The organism is Roseomonas sp. SRI_022 (genome assembly GCF_057586215.1).
Genome location: NZ_JBYCZL010000015.1, coordinates 111,372 through 127,674 on the forward strand (window position 1 = coordinate 111,372; position 16,303 = coordinate 127,674).

The window sequence follows — 16,303 nt, forward strand, 5'->3', positions numbered from 1 at the left end:
TCTATTCCGCGGCCTTCTTCACCACGGGATCGCGGAGGATCGAGACCCCGCGCAGCCGCGCGACTTCCACAGCACCCAATACCGGCGCCAGGATCTCGTCATTGTGCTCCCCGATGCGCGGCGCCGGGCGCGCCAGCACGCCGGGCGTGCCGGACAGGCGTGGCACCATCCCATGCATCGGCAGCCAGCCGCCGGGCATGTCCTCGTCCGGCACTTCGATCAGCGCCTCGCGCTCGATGGCGTAGTGGTCGCGCTCGAGCATCGCGGTATCCATGATCGGCCCGATGGTCACGCCGGCCTTGTCGAAATGCGCGAGGTTCTCCTCGAGCGTCCGTTCCCCGATCCAGCCGCCGATGATGCCGTCCAACTCCTGCCAATGCTGCAACCGCGCCGGATTGTTCACGAAGCGGGGGTCGGTGATCATGTCCTCCCGCCCGATCGATCGGAACAGCTTCTCCGTCATCCCCTGCGTGGACGCCGACAGGCACACCCATCCGCCATCGCTGGTGCGATAGGCATTGCGCGGCGATGTGTTGGTGGACCTGCTGCCCGTGCGCGGCTTGCGCCGGCCGCTGATGCGCCAATTCGCCACCTGCGGTTCCAGCACGCTGAACAGCGGTTCGAACAGCGACACGTCGATCACCTGCCCGCCGCCGCCTGCTTCGGCATGACGCAGCGCGATCATGGCGACCGAGGCGCCATACAGCCCCGCATAGGCATCGCCCATGAACATCGGCGGCAGCACCGGCTCGCGGTCGTCGAAGCCGTTCACCGCGGCGAAGCCGGAATAGCCCTCAACCAGCGTGCCGAAGCCCGGCTTGTGGTTGAAGGGTCCATCCTGGCCCCAGCCGGAGATCCGCACGATCACCAGCGCGGGATTGATCGCCAGCAGTTCGGCGGGGGCAAGCCCCATGGCCTCCAGCACGCCGGGGCGGAAGGATTCCACGAACATCGCGGCGCCCTTCACCAGCGCCTTCACCACCGCGATGCCTTCTGCCCGCTTGAGGTCCAGCGCCACCGATTTCTTGTTGCGGCAGATCGTCTTCCACGATGTCTCGACGCCGCCGACGCGCCAGGCGCGCAGCGTGTCGCCCTCGGGCGGCTCCACCTTCACCACCTCGGCGCCGTGGTCGGAAAATACCTTGGTCAGGACATTCCCCGCGACCAGGCGCGAGAGATCCACCACGCGCACGCCATCCATGGCGCCGCGCGCGGCCGGGTCGAAGGATTTGCGGTGGATGCCGGTCATGATGGCCCTCAGTCGATGCGGATATTCGCGAGCTGCGCGACCTCCCGCCAGCGGGCGATGTCGGTGCGCAGCATGGCGGTGAACTCGTCCGGCGTCGCGGGGGAGGGGCGGGCGCCCTCGCCCTGGTACAGCCGCGCCATGTCGGGGTCGCGCAGCGCGGTGTTCGCCTCGGTATTCAGCTTCTCGAGCAACGGCGCCGGCAGGCCGTGCGGGGCGAACAGCCCCCACCAGATGGCGATGTCGTAGTCGAGCCCGCTTTCCGTCACCAGCGGCGCGGGCGGCGACCCTTCCGGCACGCCCTGCGAACTGTAGGCGAGCAGCCGGACGCGCCCGTCGCGCACCACGCCGGCCGCGCTCGGCAGCGTCGTGATCATCAGCTGGATATGACCCGCGACGAGGTCCGTCACCGCCGGGCCCGTGCCACGATAGGGCACGTGGTTCATCTGCACGCCGGCGCGCTGGGCGAAATACTCGGTGACGAAGTGATTGATGCCGCCAGGGCCGGAGGTGCCGTAGTCGATGCGGCCGGGCCGTTCCTTCGCGAGGCGCACCAGGTCCTGCACGCTGCGCACTGGCAGGTCGTTGTTCACGATGACGATGAAGGGGGACCGCGCGAGCAGCGCGATGGGCGTGAAGTTCTCCACCACGCCCCACGGCACGCGCTGCGAGACGGAGGTGGTCGCGAAGGAGGAGGAGGAGACCATCAGCGTGTAGCCATCGGCCGCGGTCTGCGCCACGGCGGTCGCTCCGATCGCGCCACCCGCGCCGGGGCGGTTCTCGATGATCACGGGCTGGCCGAGTTTCTGTTGCAGGCGTTCGGCGAGCGGCCGCGCCACCACGTCGTTCGACCCGCCCGGCGGGAAGGGCACCACGATGCGGACCGGCCGGTTGGGCCAGGCGCCCTGGGCCTGGACGGCCGGCGCCGCGAGGGCCGCGCCGAGGCCGAGTGCCGCACGGCGGCCGATGCGAAATCCGTTCATGTCGTCTCTCCCGGAATTGTGGGGCGCAGTCTCGCCGACCTCCGGCCGCGCCGGAAGACGCCTTCGCCAGGACGACCGTTCGCGACGCTGTCGACCGGCGCATGTCGCGGTTCCGCACCCTGCGCGTGACGGCATTCTCGATCGCCTCCTCAGCACCGCGTTAACCCGGGGCTGCGACAAGGCGGAAGCAATGCACGGGAATGGGAAGGACCGCGTGAAGGCCGCCCTGCCTGCCGAGCGTCCGATGCGCGAATGGCCGCTCGAACAATTGGCGGAGCAGGCCGCGCTGCACGCCGCCGATGCCGAGGCCCTGGCCGCCCTGGCATGGGAGGCCCGGCATCGTCGTGGCGCCCGGGCCAAGGCTCTCGAGGCACGGATCGCCCGCATGATCGCAGCCTGCAGCCCGGCCTGCGCGGATGAGGCGACGCGCCTTCGCGCCACGCTGGCTGCCGCTGCGCGGGAGATCGCGGCGCTGCGTGCCCGTGTCGTCGCGCTGGAAGGGACGCCGCCGGGGCATGATCCGGCGCCGGAGGCGGCCGATCCCTTCCGTCGGGTCCACCTCACCCCCGATGCGCCCACCTGGCTGATCGCGGAGGTCCGCCGGGCCTTTCGGCGCCGACACCATCCCGACACCGCGTCGGACCAGCAGAACCGGCGCCGGTCCGAGGAAGTGTTCAAACGCGTCGAGGCGGATTTCGCGGCAATCGCGCGTCTGCGAGGAACATGAAGCGGACTGTAGATGGTTCCGCGATCTTTGGTGGCGGAACACAACCGGTGGGGCGCAATTCACGACCGTAAGTATGTGGAACTTGTCAAATAAGCCTGTCAGTATTGCAGATTGAGACTGATCGGATGAAGCGATCGCAATGTCGACCACGGCCCATGAGATCAACCGGCGCAACATCGCGAACTGGCCGTCCGCGCGGCTGCTCGACCACGCCGAGGAGCATCCGCATGACCGCGACCTGCTGGAGTATATCCTCAGCGAGCTTGGCCGCCGCGATGTCGCGGTGGCTGCCTCCGCCGCCAAGCGGGTGACGGAAATGCTGGATCGTGGCCGAAACGGCGCCGCGCATCACGGGCGTGACGCGGAGCCGGAAAGCCTCTCCGTCGATGCCCTGGAGCAGATCGCCGCGCTGAAAGCACGGCTCGAACAGGCTGAGCGTCGCATTCGGGAAGCGGAGGGGCGGGCCTCGACCGCCGAACGCGCGCTGGCGACCGAGGCGCTGCCCTCCCGCGGCGGCGGCCTGCTGCGGCGCGTCCATTTGGCGGAAACCGCGCCGACCTGGCTGGTCGATGCCGCCCGCCGCGCTTTCCGCCTGCGCTTCCACCCCGACCGCTTCGCCGATCCGGTGATAAAGGGGCGGGCGGAGGAGACCTTCAAGGAGGCGGAGGAAATCTTCCGCCAGATCGCCGCGACGCAGTAACCCGGCGGCCCTTCATCGGGTCAAAGCGCCGCCGCGGCCTCCAGCACCTGGGCCGCATGCGCATCCGGCTTCACCTTCCGCCAGATCTTCACGATCTTCCCGTCGGCACCGACCAGGAACGACGTGCGCTCCATGCCCATGTAGGTCCGGCCATACATCGACTTCTCGACCCAGACGCCATAGGCCTCGGCGACCTTGTGGTCGGCGTCCGAGGCCAGCGGGAAGGCCAGGTTGTACTTCTGCGCGAATTTCTCGATGGGCGGGATCGCATCGGGGCTGACGCCGATCACCTCGAGGCGGAGATGCCCGAGCTGCGGCAGCGCTTCCTGCACGCCGCAGGCCTGCCGGGTGCAGCCTGGCGTATTCGCCTTGGGGTAGAAATAGATCAGATAGGGCTTGCCCTTCAGTGCCGCGGAGGACACCTCCCGCCCGCCGCTTGCCGTCATCTTGAAGGCGGGCGCCTTCTTGCCCTCGGTCAGCTCGCTCATTCCCGATCTCCGTTGATGTCTGGCCTGCCGAGGCGTCGTTCGAACACGGCGCGGACGTCGTTGGCGCGCCGGGCCATCTGTGCCTGAAGCGCAGGCAGGTCAGCCGGACCTTCCGCCGGATCCAGCCGGCGGCAGGCGTTGAGCAGCGCAGCCGCGACGCTCTCCGGCAATTCGTCGTCGCGCCAGCGCCCGACGGTCAGGCGCAGCAGGCCGCTGATGGTGCGCCACAGCCGCTCCGCACCGACCAGGGTCGTGGCCTCCGCAGGCTCCAGCAGGCCGGCTTCCGCCAGTCGGGTCAGGGCGACGCGGGTGGTGGTCGCCAGCACGCCCGGATGCTGCCGCGCATGGGCGAGTTGCAGCGCCTGAGCGATGAACTCCACCTCGACCAGCCCGCCGCGGCCGAGCTTCACATCCCATGGCCCGTCCGGCGGCAGGTCGCGCAGCATGCGCCCGCGCATCGCCACCGCATCCGGGACCGCCTTCGCCGCGACATCGGGCAGCACCAGCGCGGCGCGAATCGCCGCTTCCACCTTGCGGCGCAGCCCGGGCGGGGCGGCGACGACCCGCGCGCGGGTCAGCGCCATCCGCTCCCAGGTCCAGGATTCCCCGGCGTGATAGCGCTGGAATCCGGCCAGCGAGACCGCGACCGGGCCCTTCGAGCCCGATGGCCGCAGCCGCATGTCCACCTCATAGAGCTTGCCTTCGGCGCCCGGCGCGGTGATGCCGCCGATCACCTGATGCGCGAGCCGGGTGAAATACTGGCTGACCGGTAGCGAGCGCGGCGCCGGCCGGCCCCGCTTCGCCCGGCCCTCGCTCACCTCGGCGGCGGGCGCATGGTCGTAGATCAGGACCAGGTCGAGGTCCGAACCGGGCAGCATCTCCCGCCCGCCGAGCTTGCCCAGGGCAACGACGGCAAGCCCGCCACCCTTCACCTTGCCGAAACGCTCGGCGAATTCGCCTTCGATATGCGGCAGCAGGCCGGCGATGGCGGCATCGGCCAGGGCGCTGCGCGCCTCACCGGCCGCGTCGACGTCGAAGGTGCCTTCCAGCGTGGCTGCATCGACCTCGAACTTGCCCTCGAGGACCAGACGCCGGGCGGCCTCCATCGCCTCCTCGACATGGCGGGCGTCCTTGAGCTGGGCGGGCAGGGTGGTGGCGGCATTGCCGATGCTGCCCCCGGCGCCCACCAGCAGCCCCTCCAGTGCCGCGGTGTGGCTGGCGAGGTGGTCGGCGAGTTGCGGCGCCGCGCCAAGGATGCCGGCCAGCCGGTCCATCAGCGCCGGATTGCGTTGGAGCAGCGAGAGCACCTGCACCCCGGCGGCGAGCCGCCCGAACACGCCATCAAGCCGCGCCAGCGCCGCATCCGGCGTGCGCTGCTTCGCGAAGGCCGCGAGCAGGGACGGCATCAGCGCGGTCAGCAACTCCCGCGCCCGCTCGCTGCGGATGGCGCGGGTATGGCCGTGGTGCCAGCCGCGCACCATCGCGGCGACGCCGGAGGGGTTGGCGTAGCCCATGGCGCGCAACGTCGCGATCGTCGCCGGGTCGTCCTCGACCCCGGTGAAGACCAAGCTGCCCTTCACCTCCTCGGCGGCGAGCGTCGGCTCGGCCTCGAACATCCGGCCGTAGTGGCGTTCGACGCGCCGCAGATGCTGCGTGAAGGCGGTGCGGAAGGCATCGGGATCGGGAAAGCCGAAGAAGGAGGCGATGCGCGCGATGCCTTCCGCATCCTCGGGCATGCGGTGGGTCTGCCGGTCGGCCACCATCTGTAGCCGGTGTTCCAGGTTGCGCAGGAAGACATAGGCGTCGGCGAGGTCGGCCGCCGCACGCCGGTCGATCTTGCCGGCGGTGGCAAGGGAGGAGAGCGCGCCAAGCGTGGTCGGGTCGCGCAGCCCCGGATCGCGCCCGCCCCAGATCAGTTGCAGCACCTGGGCGGTGAACTCGATCTCGCGGATGCCGCCGCGGCCGAGCTTCACGTCATGGCCTTCGACCTGCACCGTGTCATGCGCGCCCTTGGCCCCCTTATGGGCATGGATCTGGCGCTTGATCGAATGAATGTCGGCGACGGCGGCGAAATCGAGGTGGCGACGCCAGACGAAGGGCCGGATCTCGCGCAGGAAGGCTTCCCCGGCGGCGCGGTCGGCGGCGACCGGGCGCGCCTTGATCATCGCCGCGCGCTCCCAGTTCTGCCCCATGCTTTCGTAGTAGGTGATCGCCGCCGGAATGGAGACCGCGAGCGGCGTCGCGGCAGGGTCCGGGCGCAGCCGGAGGTCGGTACGGAAGACATAGCCCTCGGCGGTCCGCTCCTCGAGCAGCCTCACGAGGTCGCGCGCGATTCGCACATAGACGGCACCCGCGCGATCGGCATGGTAGGCTGCAACCGTTGGGTCATAGAGCACCATGAGGTCCACATCGGACGAGTAGTTCAGTTCGCGCCCGCCGAGCTTGCCCATGCCGAGCACCACGAGGCCGGAATTGCGCCCCACGAGGCGCGGATCGGTCCGCGCCGAGCCGGAAAGGCTGATCTCGCCCCGCGCCGCGGCATCGCGCAGCAGATGCGCGCAGGCGGCGTCGATCGAGGCCTCGGCGAGGTCGGAGAGCGCACCGGTGACGCGGTCGAGCGGCCACAGCCCCGCGATGTCCGCGACCGCCGCCGCGAGCGCGCCCTGGCGCTTAGCCTGGCGCAGCACCGTCGCGACCGCCGCGCGCGGCGCCTGCGCGTCGATCCGCGCCAGCGGGTCCAGCGCGCGCGCCATCGCGTCATCCGGGCCGCGTTCGGCCAGCAGCATCAGCGCCGCGGATTCGCGGATGGCGAGTTCGGCGAGGTAGGGGCTGTGCCCGCCCAGCGCATCGAGCAGAGCGCGACCGGCCGCCGAGGCCGCGAAGTCGCGTTCGGCGGCCCCCCGTTCGGCGAAGCCGTCCCGCGCCAGTGTGGCTGCGGCCGGGTCGAAGGGGCGGGGGAGGCGTTCGGGAGCGAAGCAGGCCGTCATGGCCGGGCAGGGAACAGGTGAGGCGGGCCGCTGGTCAAGCCGGGCATCTGATGAACCGCCTGGCCCGCATCGTGCTGACCGCGGCTCTGCTGGCCGGGATCGGCCTCGGCGCGCTGGCCTGGCGGCTGCAGCAGGGGCCGCTGCCGGTGCCCGCCCTGGCGCGGGAGGTGGAGAAGGTCTTCGACGCCGGCGGCGGCGGCACGCGGCTCCACATCGGGGAGGTCGCGATCTCCTGGTCGGGCTGGCGCGAAGGGCACCGCTCGCCGCTCGCCCTGACCTTGCAGCGGGTGCGCGCGATCGGGCCTGACGGGGCGCTGCGGGCGGAATTGCCGGACGCCGCATTGTCGCTGTCGATGGCCTGGCTGCTGCGTGGCGTCATCGCGCCGAGTGCGCTGGAACTGCAGGGTCTCAGCCTGGTCGCGACGCGCTCGGGGGATGGCACGCTGCATTTCGATCTCGGCGGCGCGCTGGCGGAAGCCGAGGCGGATGCCGGCGCGGCGCCGGGCACCGACCCGCTGCTCGATCTCGCGACCCAGCTGATGCGCCCGCCCTCGGACACGACGCCGCTGTCGGCGCTGCGCCGGCTGCGGCTGGTCAATGCGCGGCTGCGCGTCACCGACGCCCAGTTCGGGCGGTCCTGGACCGCGGAGATCGGCAGCCTCGTGCTGACGCGGCGGGATGGCGGGGGGATCGATCTTGCCGGCGATGGCGGGCTGGTCCTGGAAACCGGACAGGTCGGGCTGCGCGTGCGCGGTTCGATCGATGGCACCACCGGGCGCGGCAGCGTGACCATGACGATGCCCGCGGTGCGTCCGGCGGCGCTGGCGGGCAGCGCGCCCATCCTCGCCCCGCTCGCGGCGATCGACGCGCCGGCCGGCCTCTCAGTCGATGTGCGACTGGACGGGCTGCGCATCCCGACCATGGCCATCGCCCGCATGCGGATCGGCGCCGGGACCATCAATCTCGGGCAGCAGGGCCGGGTTGCGCTGACCTCGTTGGAGGCCGACCTCACCCTCGACGAGACCACATTGCGCCTTGAACGCGCCGTGCTGTGGCCGGCGCCGCTGGTCGCCCGCGGCGGCCCCGCTGCACCGCCGCGGATCACCGCCCAGGCGGAGGCCCGCCTCGCCGACGGACGGTGGCAGGGGGAGGCGAGCCTCGCCATCGACCGGCTCGCCGTCACCGATCTCGACCTCTACTGGCCGGCGGGCGTGGCACGCGGCGCGCGCGAATGGATCACCGAGAACGTGACCGGCGGCGTCGCGCGAGACGGCGCCTGGCGCATCACGGCGGATTGGGACCCGGCCGGTGGCGCGCCGCGCCTGCTCGGCCTTGAAGGCACGCTGGAGGCCGAGGATCTCGAGATCCACTGGCTGCGCCCCATCCCCCCCGCTCAGCGCGCCGCCGCGCGCGCGCGCTTCGGCCTCGACGCCATCGATATCGATGTCGGCGGAGGCTCCCAGTCAGGCACGGCCATCGAGGTCCGCGAGGGGCGCGTGCGCATCGGCCTCGCGACCGATCCCGAAACTGCGGATATCGACCTGGTCGTCGGTGGCCCGGCCGCCGATGTCTGGGCGCTGCTGCGGCATCCTCGGCTCGGGCTGTTCGCCCGCCGTGCGCCGCCGATCACCGAGGTGCGCGGCACGCTGCGGGAGGCACGCCTGTCGCTCGGCTTCCCCATGATCGCGGAACTGCCGATCGAGGCGATGCGCATCAGCGCCACCGGCCGCGTCAGCGATATCCGCATCCCGCGGCTGGTGCTGGGCAAGGACCTCGAACGCGGCAATTTCGAATTCACCGCCGATCCGGCGGGGTTGCGCGCCAACGGCACCGCCACGGTGCAGGGCATCGCACTGCGCATCCAGCAGGAGGCGGACTTCCGCCAGGGCCCGCCGGGCCAGCTGGTATCGCGGGAGATCGTCTCGGGTCGGGCGGAGGCGCGCCAGATCGCCACCTTCGGGCTTGACCCCCGGCCCTTCGTCGAGGGCGTGGTCGGCCTCGACATCCGCAACGAGACGCGCCGCAACGGCGCTGGCCGCGTCATGCTGCGCACCGATTTTCGCGATGCCCGCCTTTCGCTCGACGCACTGGCCTGGGCCAAGCCGCCCGGGACCGCCGGGCAGGGGGAGGCGACGATCGTCCTGCAGAATGGGCAGATCACCGCGATCGACGGCATCCGGGTGGAGACGGCCGACGCGCTGATGCGCGGGCGCGGCACGCAGCTGCGCCAGAACATCCCGCAGCGTATCGAGATCCAGCAGGGCCAGATGGGCCGCAGCCGCTTCACTGGCGAGATCAGCCCCCCGGCCGGCGCGCAGGCGAACTGGACCATCGCGATGCGCGGCCCGGTGCTGGATGTCGCCCCCGTCCTCGCCCGCCCCGCGACCGCCGAAGACGGTGCGCCGGCCGATATCTCGGGGCCGGGGGTCGAACTCGATGCGCGCTTCGACCGTGTGCTGCTGGAGGAGAACCGCGCGCTGACCGGGATCGCCGCGACCCTGACGGCGGATGCGCGTGGCACGGTGCAGGCCGCACGGGTGCGCGGCCGGGTCGATGGTGGCGGCGCGCTCGACCTGACCCTGGCGCAGGGGGGTGGGCAACGGCATCTGCGGCTGACCAGCGATGATGGCGGCGCCCTGCTGCGGGCGTTCGGAATCCTGCGCACGGTGCAGGGCGGCCGGCTGCGCGTCGATGCCGCCTACGGCCATGACCGGCCGGGCGCACCGCTGACCGGCCAGGCGGAGCTGGAGAACTTCGTGGTGCGCGACGCGCCGGCGCTCGGCAAGCTGCTGCAGGCCATGTCGGTCTACGGCCTGTTCGAGGCGCTATCCGGCCAGGGCCTCAATTTCGCGAGCCTGACCGCGCCCTTCACCCTGACGCGGGACACGCTGACGCTGAGCGAGGCGCGCGCCTTCTCCGCCTCGCTCGGCCTGACCGCGAAGGGGCGGATCGACCGGCGGCGCGACACGATCGACATGGAGGGCACGATCGTGCCGGCCTATGTCTTCAATTCGCTGCTCGGGCGCATCCCGGTGCTCGGCCGGCTGTTCAGCCCCGAGCAGGGCGGTGGGCTGTTCGCCGCGACCTATCGCATGCGCGGCCCGCTCGCCGACCCGACGGTCAGCGTCAATCCGCTGGCGGCCCTGACGCCTGGCTTCCTGCGCGGCATCTTCGGCATCGGACAATCCGAGGCGGAAGGCGCCAGCCCGGCACCGGGCGGGCGGTAGCCGCCGCGACGATGCTCCGATAGCCTCGCCGCAGAGCAACATCGCGCAGAGCGCGGCGAGGAGCAGGCCATGACGGGCATCGCGAAGGGTGCGGAAGAACTGGCGTTGATGGAGGCGGCGAAGCGCGTCCTGCCCGGCGGCGGCTTCGGCAATTTCGCCAACGACATCGTCATCCGCTCCGGCAAGGGCGGGCATGTCACGGATGTCTCGGGCAACGACTACATCGACTACCTGCTCGGTTCCGGCCCGATGTTCATCGGCCACGACCACCCGGCGGTGACCGAGGCGGTGCTGCGCCAGATCCCGCTCGGCACGACATTCTTCGCCAACAACGAGCCCGGCATCCGCCTGGCGGAGGCGATCGTCGATGCGGTGCCCTGCGCCGAGCAGGTGCGCTTCCTCACCTCCGGCACCGAGGCTGATTTCTACGCGATGCGCCTGGCCCGCGCGTATCGCGGCCGGCCGAAGATCGTGAAGTTCGAGGGCGGCTACCACGGCATGTCGGACTGGGCGCTGATGTCGCTGGCACCCCGGCGCCTCGCGAACTTCCCCGCGCCCGTCCCCGACAGCCCGGGCATTCCGGAATCCGTGCAAAGCGAGGTGCTGGTCGCGCCCTTCAACGACATCGAGGCCGCGGTGCGGCTGATCGAGGCGAATCAGGACGAGATCGGCGGCGTCATCGTGGAACCGCTGCAGCGGCTGATCCCACCGAAAGCCGGCTTCCTCCAGGCGGTGCGGGAGGTCACGGCGCGGCTAGGCATTCCGCTCATCTTCGATGAGGTCGTGACCGGCTTCCGCTTCGCCTATGGCGGCGCGCAGGAATTGTATGGCGTCGCGCCCGACATCTGCACCATGGGCAAGATCGTCGGCGGCGGCTTCGCGCTGTCGGCGATCGGCGGCAAGGCGGAGATCATGGCGCTGTTCGACAAGGCGACGGTCGGCGAGGACCGCTTCCTCACCCAGGTCGGCACGCTGTCGGGCAACCCGGTCGCGGCCGTCGCGGGCCTCGCGACGCTCGAGGTGCTGCGGGAGCCCGGGACCTACGACAAGGTCTTCGCCACCGGGCGCGCGTTGATGGACGGCCTGACCAGGCTGATCGCCGAGGCGGGCATTCCCGCGCAGTGCCTTGGCGAGCCGGTGCTGTTCGACGTGGTCTATGCCGAGGGCGACATGCGCGACTACCGAGCGCTGCTGCGGCAGGACACCGCGATGCAGAAGCACGTCAACACCGTGCTGCGCAGCCGCGGCATCCTGAAGGGGGACAGCAAGTACTACCTGTCCACCGCGCATACCGCCGCCGACGTGTCGCAGACGCTGGACGCGTTCCGCGCGGCGATGCAAAGCCTGCCGGCGAGCCGCAAGGTGGCGTGAAGTAGGGTTGGAGGGGCGCCGCCCCTCCAAGCCACCCCGCCAGGGGGCAACGGCCCCCTGGACCGCGGGGACTTGGCGCTGGCGGCGGGGGTCGGTCCTCGGTCGGGGCTGGATTCTTGGTAGCTGTTCCTGGTATGTCCTGCTCTGCCAAGGGGCGTGGTGCGTCGTCGGCGCCTCGGGGACCTAAAGGAATAAAATGCTAAAAACTTAAAGTTCCGCGCCTGGCTACGCCGTCCCGAAGATCCGGTCCCCCGCATCCCCCAGGCCAGGCCGGATATACCCGTGGTCGTCGAGCGCGCGGTCCACCGCCGCCGTCCAGATCGGCACGTCCGGATGCGCTTCCTGCAGGTGCCGGATGCCCTCCGGCGCGGCGAGCAGGCACACGAAGCGGATCGACTTGCACCCGCGCGCCTTGAAGCGGTCGATCGCCGCCACCGCCGAATTCGCCGTCGCCAGCATCGGGTCCAGCACCAGCACCAGCCGCTCGGCCACATCCGCCGGCGCCTTGAAGTAGTACTCGACCGCATGCAGCGTCGCCGGGTCGCGATACAGCCCGACATGCGCGACGCGCGCCGCCGGCAGCAACGCCAGCATCCCGTCCAGCATGCCAAGGCCCGCGCGCAGCACCGGCGCCAGCACCAGTTTCCGCCCCGCCAGCCGCGGCGCCATCATCGGTTCCAGCGGGGTCGCGATCGGCACCTGCTCCAGCGGCAGGTCGCGCGTCACCTCGTAGCAGAGCAGCATCGCGATCTCGCTCAGCAGCTTGCGGAAATCCGAGGAGGGGCACCCCGCCTCCCGCATCAGGCCAAGCTTGTGCTGGATCAGCGGATGGGTCGCGACATGCACCGGCGCCGTCATGCCCGTTTCCTTCCGTCCATCGCGCCGATCTCCATGCTGGCGGACCTGCTTGACTCAAAGCCCGGCGCGGCGCCAGGGGCTTCGAGAAAATCGCCTATGGGTTGATTTAATTTTCTCTCACAACAACTATGCGGCCATGCCCGATACCGGCCTGTTGCTGGATGCCGTCAGGATCGCCCCGGTCGCCGCCGGGGCGGTCGTGGTTATCGGCCTTGGCTATGTCGGCCTGCCGATCGCGCTGGAAGCCGCGGCGGCCGGCTTCGGCGTGACGGGCTTCGACCTCGACCCTGCGGCGGTGACTGGCGCGGAGGGTGCGGCTCGATGTCTTGACGGGACTGGGCGGCTTCAGGCCACCGCCGATCCCCGGGCGCTGCCGCGCGCCGAAACCTGGCTGATCTGCGTGCCCACGCCTCTCGATGCTGCCGGCCGGCCGGATCTGTCGCTCGTGATGGCTGCACTCGACACCTGCCGGGCGGGCCTCGCGCCCGGTGCGCTGGTCTGCCTCGTCTCCACCTGCCAGCCGGGGGCGACCAACGGGTTGTGCCGGCGCGAGCTGGAACGCGACGGGCTGAGGGTTGGGCGCGACATCTTCCTGGCCGTCTCTCCCGAGCGCGAAAACCCCGGCGGCGACACGCCCGGCCCGCGCCACATCCCGCGCCTGCTTGGCGCGCCGGACCCGATCTCGATGGCCCGGGCGCGCGCCTTCTGGGACCGCATCACGGATGCCGTCGTGCCCGTGGCCAGTCCCGAGATCGCCGAATGCGCCAAGTTGCTCGAGAACACTTACCGCCTGGTCAACATCGCGCTGATCGACGAGCTGCATCGCGGCTTCGCTGCGCTCGGGGTGCCGACGCGCGCGGTGGTGCAGGCCGCCGCGACCAAGCCGTTCGGCTTCGCTCCCTTCTGGCCGGGCGCGGGGGCGGGCGGCCACTGCATCCCGGTCGATCCCGAATTCCTGCAGATGGAACTGACGCGTGCCGGGGCGGCATCAACGCTGGTGGCGGCGGCGGCCGAGGCCAATCGTGCCCGCCCCGCGCGCATCCTGGCGGCGGTGGAGCAGGCGTTGGGCGGGACGCTCGCCGGCCGGCGCGTGCTGGTCTTGGGCGTCACCTACAAGCCCGATGTGCCGGACCTGCGCGGTGCCGCGCCGGTCGCGCTGCTTCACGCCCTCGCCGCCCGTGGCGCGGAGGCGCTGTGGCACGACCCGGTGCTCGGCGCCGCACCGGCCGTGCTGGATGGAATGCAGCGCATCGAGGACCCCGCAACCTGCCGCGCCGATGCGGTGATCCTCGGCACGCCGCACCGGGTCTATGACCCGGCCAGCGTCGCGGCGCTGGCGCCCCATGTCATCGACCCGCATGGCGTGTTGCCGCCTGATCCCGCGGGGCGCGTACGCGTGGCGTGACGACGCTCAGCCGGCGGCGATGGCGCCGAGCCTGTCGAGCAGGTGCAGTAGCCGCGGCGCCAACAGCAGGTCGAGGCCAAGCGCATGCCGTGCCGCGCCATCCTGCGGCAGCGCGGCGCCGAACAGTTCGGCGAGGCCCGGATCTTCCATCACCGGCGAGCGACCGGCCAGTAGCGCCAGGACAAGCATGCCGGCTTCGCCAACCGCTATCGGCCCCGCGCCACGCAGCGCCGCCGCCAGGCGCGTCGCCCCCGGCTGCCAGATCGCGGCGGCCTGCGGCCCTGGGGTCGGGCCGGCAGCGAAGGCTGCGCGTGCTTCGGTCGCCGAGACCAGGCCGCAGGGCGGCGCCATTGCCTCGGTGACCACGGCGGCTTCCTGCAACAGAATGCCGCGCCGGCGCGCCCGCGACGGCACGACGATATCGGGCGCCAGCGCCATCGCGGCGTTCGAGGCAGCGTCGCGATCATCCTCGACGAACCAGCCGATCGCCGGTCCGGCGAAGCCCTGCGCCCGCAGCTTCGCCACCCAGTCGCCGCCGTCATGGGCGCCGAGCAGGCGCAGCACGAGATCCGCCTGTACCGGGCCATCGGCTGCGCGCGGGCGGACCTCCAGCGTGACGCGCCGCGCGGCGAGGACAGCGCGTGCTTCCTCTTGCGCCGTGGCGGAGATCATCTCGGCGCAGCGCGTGTCGATCAGCAGCAGCCGCGCCGGACGGCCCTGCGGGTTCAGCGCGCCGCGTAGCCGCGCCGCGATGTTCGCGATGCGGGCGGGCGGCGGGGCAGGGGCCGCGAAGCGGTCGCGCACCGCCGCCTGCTCAAGGGCGACCACAGAACGCTGGCCGCTGAGTTGCGCGGCATGGGTCCGGTAGAAGGCAGCGGGCCAACGAACCTGCGTGATGCGTGCCCCGGCCTGCGCCGCACGCAGCCAAAGCTCATAGTCGAACACCGCCTTCAGCCCGGTATCGAGTCGCCCACCCAGCCGGTCCCAGAACCGCCGGGCGATCAGCACCTCCGGCTGCAGGAAGAAGCGCCCATCGCCCCAGCGGCCGAAGACATCGGCGAGTGCCGCGACGGTGAAGCCGCCGGGCCCGTCGGCGAGAGGCTGCTGGATCGTGGTGATCCGCCGCGCGCGATGCGCCACCGACCAGCCATGCACGAGATCCGCCGTGGGGTCGGCGGCGTAGGCCGCGCCGAGCGTATGCAGCGCGCCGGGGGCAAGCAGGTCGTCGGCATTGATCCAGCCGATCAGCTCGGCATCGGTGCCGGCGAGCCCCTTGCTGATCGCCTCGGCCGGGCCGCCATCGGCCTCGGAGATCACCGCATGCAGCCGGTCGCGGTGGCGCGCCAGGATGGCCGCCGTGCCATCGGTCGACCCGCCATCGACGATCACATGCTCGACGGCCGGATACTCCTGCGCGGCGACGGACAGGATCGTCTCCTCCAGCCACGGCCCCGGGTTGAGACAGGGGGTGACGAGGCGGATGCGTGGCCAGCGCGCACCGGGCGGCAGCAGCGCTTCGAAGCCCCGTCGTGTAGCCTCGGGTGGCGGTGCGAAGGGCCAGGGCAATTCGCCGAAATGCGGCCAGGCCGCACCGGCCAGCGGCGCCGCACCGGCGGCGGGCAGGCCGCCAAGCAGTGCGGCGGCGCCCGCCGCATCGCCCGCGGCCAGCGCCGCGTAGCTCGCATTGAACCGCGCCGAGGGATCGGCCGGTAGGCCGGCATGCGCCGCCGCGAAGGCGATGGCCGCGCGCGCCGGGCGGTGGGTCGCGTGGTGCGCGAGGCCGGGCAGGCTCTGCGTCACGCCGAGGCCGGGCGCGGTCAGGCGTTCCACCAGCGCGCGTCCGCCCGCGCCCAAGGCCGCCGCGCCGAGCGCACGCAGCAGGTCGTCGCGGCCGGCTTCCTCGACAAGGCGCGCAAGCTCCGTGAGATCGCCTTCCGGCATCGCGGTCGGATCGTGGCAGGCCGCCTCGACGAGCGACTGCAGCAGCGTGAGATCGGCGCCGTCCTGTATGCCGCGCCGGAAGCTTGGCAGCCCGGCAGCGAGGAACAGCCCGATCGTCGCCCGGTCCGCCAGGCTGCGCCAGCACAGGCGCAACACCTCGGTCGCGGCTTCCGGCGCGCCGGTCACATGCAGCAGCCCGGCCAGTTGGATGCCGAGGGCCGCGAGGCCGGGATCGTCGCGGCCGGCCAGCGCGGTGCGTGCCAGGGCGCAGGCCGATGCTGGCCGCGCAAGCCGCCCATGCAGCAGCGCGGCGCGCAAGGCGATGGCCGGATCGGCGCCATCCATCTCCATCGCCGTGGCGGCGAGGGCG

Annotated in this window: 11 protein-coding genes; 5 read left to right on the forward strand and 6 right to left on the reverse strand. The window is 71.6% G+C overall.

Annotated elements, in window-relative coordinates; all coding sequences use genetic code 11:
* Window position 1 precedes the first annotated feature (1 nt).
* Both AC2YHJ_RS16440 and AC2YHJ_RS16445 read right to left on the reverse strand, forming a co-directional pair.
* Window positions 2-1,249, reverse strand: a complete 1,248-nt coding sequence (locus AC2YHJ_RS16440) for a CaiB/BaiF CoA transferase family protein (protein WP_487397158.1) — start codon at window positions 1,247-1,249, stop codon at window positions 2-4.
* Window positions 1,250-1,257: 8 nt separating this feature from the next.
* Window positions 1,258-2,229, reverse strand: coding sequence for a Bug family tripartite tricarboxylate transporter substrate binding protein (locus AC2YHJ_RS16445; protein ID WP_487397159.1), 972 nt, complete (start codon window positions 2,227-2,229; stop codon window positions 1,258-1,260).
* Between the two features lie 214 nt (window positions 2,230-2,443).
* Between AC2YHJ_RS16445 and AC2YHJ_RS16450 the strand changes: the two genes are divergently transcribed.
* Window positions 2,444-2,956, forward strand: coding sequence for a hypothetical protein (locus AC2YHJ_RS16450; protein WP_487397160.1), 513 nt, complete (start codon window positions 2,444-2,446; stop codon window positions 2,954-2,956).
* Window positions 2,957-3,095: 139 nt separating this feature from the next.
* Complete coding sequence (locus AC2YHJ_RS16455; RefSeq protein WP_487397161.1) at window positions 3,096-3,656, forward strand: hypothetical protein; 561 nt, start codon at window positions 3,096-3,098, stop codon at window positions 3,654-3,656.
* A gap of 20 nt (window positions 3,657-3,676) precedes the next feature.
* Here the strand turns inward: AC2YHJ_RS16455 and bcp are convergent, their stop codons facing one another.
* Window positions 3,677-4,144, reverse strand: coding sequence for a thioredoxin-dependent thiol peroxidase (bcp, locus tag AC2YHJ_RS16460; RefSeq protein WP_487397162.1), 468 nt, complete (start codon window positions 4,142-4,144; stop codon window positions 3,677-3,679).
* Window positions 4,141-7,131, reverse strand: coding sequence for a bifunctional [glutamine synthetase] adenylyltransferase/[glutamine synthetase]-adenylyl-L-tyrosine phosphorylase (locus AC2YHJ_RS16465; RefSeq protein WP_487397163.1), 2,991 nt, complete (start codon window positions 7,129-7,131; stop codon window positions 4,141-4,143). Before AC2YHJ_RS16465 ends, bcp begins: the two co-directional genes overlap by 4 nt.
* 50 nt (window positions 7,132-7,181) lie before the next feature.
* Between AC2YHJ_RS16465 and AC2YHJ_RS16470 the strand changes: the two genes are divergently transcribed.
* Window positions 7,182-10,358, forward strand: coding sequence for a DUF3971 domain-containing protein (locus AC2YHJ_RS16470; protein ID WP_487397164.1), 3,177 nt, complete (start codon window positions 7,182-7,184; stop codon window positions 10,356-10,358).
* Between the two features lie 69 nt (window positions 10,359-10,427).
* Window positions 10,428-11,729 carry an aspartate aminotransferase family protein gene (locus AC2YHJ_RS16475; protein ID WP_487397165.1) on the forward strand — a complete coding sequence of 434 codons (1,302 nt, stop codon included), beginning with the start codon at window positions 10,428-10,430 and terminating at the stop codon, window positions 11,727-11,729.
* 225 nt (window positions 11,730-11,954) lie between these two features.
* On the opposite strand, the gene upp is transcribed toward AC2YHJ_RS16475, so the two are convergent.
* Window positions 11,955-12,587 (reverse strand): uracil phosphoribosyltransferase, encoded by a 633-nt coding sequence (gene upp / locus AC2YHJ_RS16480; protein WP_487397166.1) that lies wholly within the window; start codon window positions 12,585-12,587, stop codon window positions 11,955-11,957.
* Window positions 12,588-12,723: 136 nt separating this feature from the next.
* On the opposite strand from upp, the gene AC2YHJ_RS16485 reads away from it, so the two are divergent.
* On the forward strand, window positions 12,724-13,992 hold the full coding sequence (locus tag AC2YHJ_RS16485) for a nucleotide sugar dehydrogenase (protein WP_487397167.1): 1,269 nt from the start codon (window positions 12,724-12,726) through the stop codon (window positions 13,990-13,992).
* Window positions 13,993-13,998: 6 nt separating this feature from the next.
* On the opposite strand, the gene AC2YHJ_RS16490 is transcribed toward AC2YHJ_RS16485, so the two are convergent.
* Window positions 13,999-16,303: glycosyltransferase family 2 protein (locus tag AC2YHJ_RS16490; RefSeq protein ID WP_487397168.1), on the reverse strand; the 2,305-nt coding region annotated here is incomplete at its 5' end.

What these genes read in the sequence shown, in the direction of transcription:
- AC2YHJ_RS16440 (WP_487397158.1), bottom strand. Translation starts at nt 1,249, where the DNA reads ATGACCGGCATCCACCGCAAATCCTTCGACCCGGCCGCGCGCGGCGCC.
- AC2YHJ_RS16445 (WP_487397159.1), bottom strand. Translation starts at nt 2,229, where the DNA reads ATGAACGGATTTCGCATCGGCCGCCGTGCGGCACTCGGCCTCGGCGCG.
- AC2YHJ_RS16455 (WP_487397161.1), top strand. Translation starts at nt 3,096, where the DNA reads ATGTCGACCACGGCCCATGAGATCAACCGGCGCAACATCGCGAACTGG.
- bcp (WP_487397162.1), bottom strand. Translation starts at nt 4,144, where the DNA reads ATGAGCGAGCTGACCGAGGGCAAGAAGGCGCCCGCCTTCAAGATGACG.
- AC2YHJ_RS16465 (WP_487397163.1), bottom strand. Translation starts at nt 7,131, where the DNA reads ATGACGGCCTGCTTCGCTCCCGAACGCCTCCCCCGCCCCTTCGACCCG.
- AC2YHJ_RS16470 (WP_487397164.1), top strand. Translation starts at nt 7,182, where the DNA reads ATGAACCGCCTGGCCCGCATCGTGCTGACCGCGGCTCTGCTGGCCGGG.
- AC2YHJ_RS16475 (WP_487397165.1), top strand. Translation starts at nt 10,428, where the DNA reads ATGACGGGCATCGCGAAGGGTGCGGAAGAACTGGCGTTGATGGAGGCG.
- upp (WP_487397166.1), bottom strand. Translation starts at nt 12,587, where the DNA reads ATGACGGCGCCGGTGCATGTCGCGACCCATCCGCTGATCCAGCACAAG.
- AC2YHJ_RS16485 (WP_487397167.1), top strand. Translation starts at nt 12,724, where the DNA reads ATGCCCGATACCGGCCTGTTGCTGGATGCCGTCAGGATCGCCCCGGTC.